The organism is Ferrovibrio sp., from assembly GCF_041906005.1.
Taxonomy (GTDB): domain Bacteria; phylum Pseudomonadota; class Alphaproteobacteria; order Ferrovibrionales; family Ferrovibrionaceae; genus Ferrovibrio.
Genome location: NZ_JAYRJY010000008.1, coordinates 1 through 3,604, shown reverse-complemented (window position 1 = coordinate 3,604; position 3,604 = coordinate 1). Strand labels below are relative to the sequence as shown.

Genomic DNA, 3,604 nt, shown 5'->3' with positions numbered 1-3,604 from the left:
CAGATGAGCGCCACGGCGCCGGGATCTTCGGCAGCGAGCGTCAGCGGTGCCGGCAGGATGTCGGCGATGAGCTTGGGGTCGGTGCGGTATTCGACGGTGAGGAGATCGCCGGCATAGTGCCAGGGCGGCGGCGGCAGCAGGCTCGATTGACCGCTCTGGCTGCGCGGATAGAAGAAGCCTTTGGGCTCGGTCATGGCGGCGCTCCTTACTGGCCGGGTTTCTTCGGGGCGCGGATGCCGCGGAATTCCCAATCGCCGCCCAGGGCCGTGGAGAGCACTTCCTCGGATTCCGTGGGCTGCGCGCCGACATCGGTGCGGATCGGCTCCGGTCCTTCGACGATACGGTTGGAGAGCCGGCCCAACCCTTCGACCTCGACCTCAACCAGGTCGCCCGGTTGCACGGGACGCGAATTGGCCGGCGTGCCGGAGAGGAGCACATCGCCCGGTTCCAGCGTGATGTTGCGGGCGATGTCGGCCACCAGGTAATGCATGTCCCAGGTCATCTCGGCGGTGTTGCCGTCCTGCACCACCTTGCCGTTGACATAGGTGCGTAGGAATTTGTTGTGGAAGTCCCAGCCGGTGACGAAGCCCGGCCCCAGCGGGCAGAGCGTGTCGCTGCCCTTGACGCGCAGCATGGAGCCGGCATCGGTGTCGCGGAAATCGTGCAGGCCGAAATCGTTGGCGACCGTATAGCCGGCGATATAGGCGCCGGCTTCGGCCTGGCTGATGTTGCGGGCGCGCTTGCCGATGACGATGGCAACCTCGCCCTCGTAGTTCAGCCATTTGCACCCCTTGGGCCGCACGATCTCGCCGAGATGCGAATTGAGCGCCGAGGTCGGCTTCTGGAAATAGGTCGGCGTGGCAGAGAGCTTGATCTGGAATTCGTGCACGCGGCTCACATGGTTCAAGTGCACGGCGATGATCTTGCCGGGCTGCACGGGCGGCAGATGTATGGCGTCCTTGATGGCGACACGTCGGCCATCGCGCGCCACCAGTTCTTCACCCTGGCGCTCGGTTTCGACGATGGCGCCGCCCAGCAAAATGCGTCGGTATTCGGTCACGTCACCCTCCCAATTCTCTTGCTTCTTCGGCCGGCAGTCTTATTCCGCTGCCTTTGCCTTGCCGGTCCAGCCAGCCTGCGGCCGGTCGAACCAGATATGCACCTGGCCGGTGCCGATCGAGTTTTCGTATTTGCTGAAAAGGCGGCCGGGCGCGCTCAGCTTCTCCTCACCCAGGGCCGCCGCCATCATCAGATAATGGCCGAAATTGGCTTCCGGCTTGAATTTCAGGAACTCAGGCATGGTCTTGATGACGGCGGCATGGTTGCCGGCCCTGAACCATTCGATCCGCTCCAGATCGGCTGCCGAATGTTCGGGGCTGAAGATATGCTCGACCCCAGCCGCCTCATGCTGCCGCAGCTTCTGCAGCGGCCAGAATTTGTGACTCATCGCGCCCGAGGCCAGCAGCAGCACTTTCTTCCCGCTTTCCGCGATGGCCTCGCCAAGGGCGCGTCCCACCCGCAGGAAATCCTCGGTCTCGCCGGTCTGGGCGCAGCTCATGGAGAGCCAGGATTCGCTGCCCTTCTGCAGATAGGCCGCCACATTGACCGTGGCGTATTGGATGGGCAGGCACGGATCGGCGATCGGCGTGATCCAGGTGCCGTGCTTGCCGGCCTTGCTTGCCACCAGTTCGGCAAAGACCGGGTCGCCGGGAAGATCGTAAGGCACCTGGCTCATGCCGCGCGGCAATTCGTCGGAGGTGTATTTGCCCCGGCGCCGCGCTTCGCTGGTGATGACGAATTCGACCGTGGTGAACCAATGCGAATCGAGCACGACGACGGTGTCGTAATCGAGCTTTTCCAGCACCTCGCGCTTCAGGCGGCGGAAGCCTTCGACGACGGTGAAATCGCTGCCGTTGTTGAGCTCGTGACGGATATGCTCCGGCAGCATGACGGTGGGAACATGGGCCAGCAGCCCGCAACCAACGACTTCACCCATCACACTTTTCCTCCCACTTGGCTCCAGCCATGCGGCGCATAGACGCTGTTCTTGACGTCGCAATAGAAATCGAACGACCAGGTGCCGCCCTCGCGGCCGATGCCGGACTTGCCATTGCCGCCGAAAGCCTGCCGCAGATCCCGGACGAAGAAGCAGTTGTTCCAAACGAGGCCGGCATTCACCGCCCCGGTGACGCGTTCGGCACGGGCGGGATCGCCGGTCATCACCACGGCGGCGAGGCCGTATTCAGTGTCGTTGGCCATGGCGATGGCTTGTGCCTCGTCCTTGAAGGATTGCAGGCAGAGCACCGGTCCGAACACTTCATCGCGCAGGATTTCGGAACCGGGCGTCGGATCGGCAAAAAGAGTCGGGCGGAAATAGAGACCGCCCAGATCCTCGTTGGGGCCACCACCGATGAGCGGCTTCATGCCGGCGCCCTTGGCCCGGTCGACGAAGCCGCTGACGCGTTCGAAATGCGCCCGGCTGATCTGCGGGCCGATATCGCTGGCCTCGTCGCGCGGATCGCCCTGGCGAATATTTTTTGCCTTGGCAATGAAGGCTTCCTGGAATTTGTCGCGGATGCTCTCCTCGACCAGTATGCGCGTGCCGGCCAGGCAGACCTGCCCCGCATTGTCGTATTGGCCGATGGCCGTGTTGACGGCGAGGTCGAAATCGCAATCGGCAAAGACGATGAAGGGCGATTTGCCACCGAGCTCGAAGGAGAGGGGCACCAGATTGGGTGCGGCGGCGGCAGCGATTGTGCGGGCCGTCGGCACCGAGCCGGTGAAGCTGAGGCGCCGTACCTTTGGATGGCGCGATAGCGCTGCCCCCGCCTCGCGCCCCATGCCCTGCACCACATTGAAAACGCCGGCCGGGAGACCTGCTTCGGCAGTAATATCAGCGAGGAGCGAGGCGGTGAGCGGCGCCCATTCCGGTGGCTTGTAGACCACGGTACAGCCTGCAGCCAGAGCCGGCGCGATGCGCCACGTGCCCAGCATCAAGGGCGCGTTCCAAGGGGTGATGATGCCGGCCACACCGCTGGGGTCATAGGAAATATGGTTGCGGTGGCCGCGCACGTCGAAATCGGGGTGATCGAGCTGCGTCAGCCAGTCGGCGAAGAAGCGGAAATTCATGGCGACACGCGGCATCACGCCCCGGCGATGCGAGCGGAGCAGCGAGCCATTGTCACGGGTTTCGACCACCGCCAGCGCCTCGACGCGTGCCTCGACGATGTCGGCAATTTTGTGGAGATAGGCGGCGCGTTCGGCGGGGCTGGTCTTCTTCCAGCTTTGAAACGCCGCCTGTGCGGCTGTCACGGCCTGGTCGATTTCGCTTTCACCACCAGCCGCGATGTCGGCGATCTTCTGTTCGTCGATCGGCGAAATGCTGGAAAAGGTGGTGGCACTGCCGACGCGCTTGCCGTCGATCCAGTGGCGAACGTCAACCTCAACCCCTTCGACCAGCGCCTTCATGCCACTGCTGCTCCCGCATAAATCGTTCGACGTCGAATAATTATGCGAAGCACTCTCGCCGAGTCAAGCAGGAGCCGCGACCGATCGTCGCTTATTCGGATTCGGCGATGCCGTCGAGGTCGGCGATGGTGGCGAG

Annotated in this window: 4 protein-coding genes; all 4 read right to left on the bottom strand. The window is 63.5% G+C overall.

Going from position 1 to position 3,604, the window contains the following annotated elements; translation table 11 throughout:
* The coding region (locus ACE3OO_RS20070) for an acetoacetate decarboxylase family protein (RefSeq protein WP_374305854.1) at positions 1-194 on the bottom strand (194 nt) is incomplete at its 3' end.
* An 11-nt stretch (positions 195-205) separates the two neighbouring features.
* Positions 206-1,060 carry a fumarylacetoacetate hydrolase family protein gene (locus ACE3OO_RS20065; RefSeq protein ID WP_374305851.1) on the bottom strand — a complete coding sequence of 285 codons (855 nt, stop codon included), beginning with the start codon at positions 1,058-1,060 and terminating at the stop codon, positions 206-208.
* A 39-nt stretch (positions 1,061-1,099) separates the two neighbouring features.
* Positions 1,100-1,996, bottom strand: a complete 897-nt coding sequence (locus ACE3OO_RS20060) for a hypothetical protein (protein ID WP_374305849.1) — start codon at positions 1,994-1,996, stop codon at positions 1,100-1,102.
* A complete protein-coding gene (locus ACE3OO_RS20055; protein ID WP_374305847.1) occupies positions 1,996-3,468 on the bottom strand; it encodes an aldehyde dehydrogenase in 1,473 nt (490 codons plus the stop codon). Before ACE3OO_RS20055 ends, ACE3OO_RS20060 begins: the two co-directional genes overlap by 1 nt.
* Positions 3,469-3,604: the final 136 nt, after the last annotated feature.

Bases quoted from the DNA above. Each gene is read 5' to 3' on its own strand.
- ACE3OO_RS20055 (WP_374305847.1), bottom strand. From the start codon at position 3,468: ATGAAGGCGCTGGTCGAAGGGGTTGAGGTTGACGTTCGCCACTGGATC.
- ACE3OO_RS20060 (WP_374305849.1), bottom strand. From the start codon at position 1,996: ATGGGTGAAGTCGTTGGTTGCGGGCTGCTGGCCCATGTTCCCACCGTC.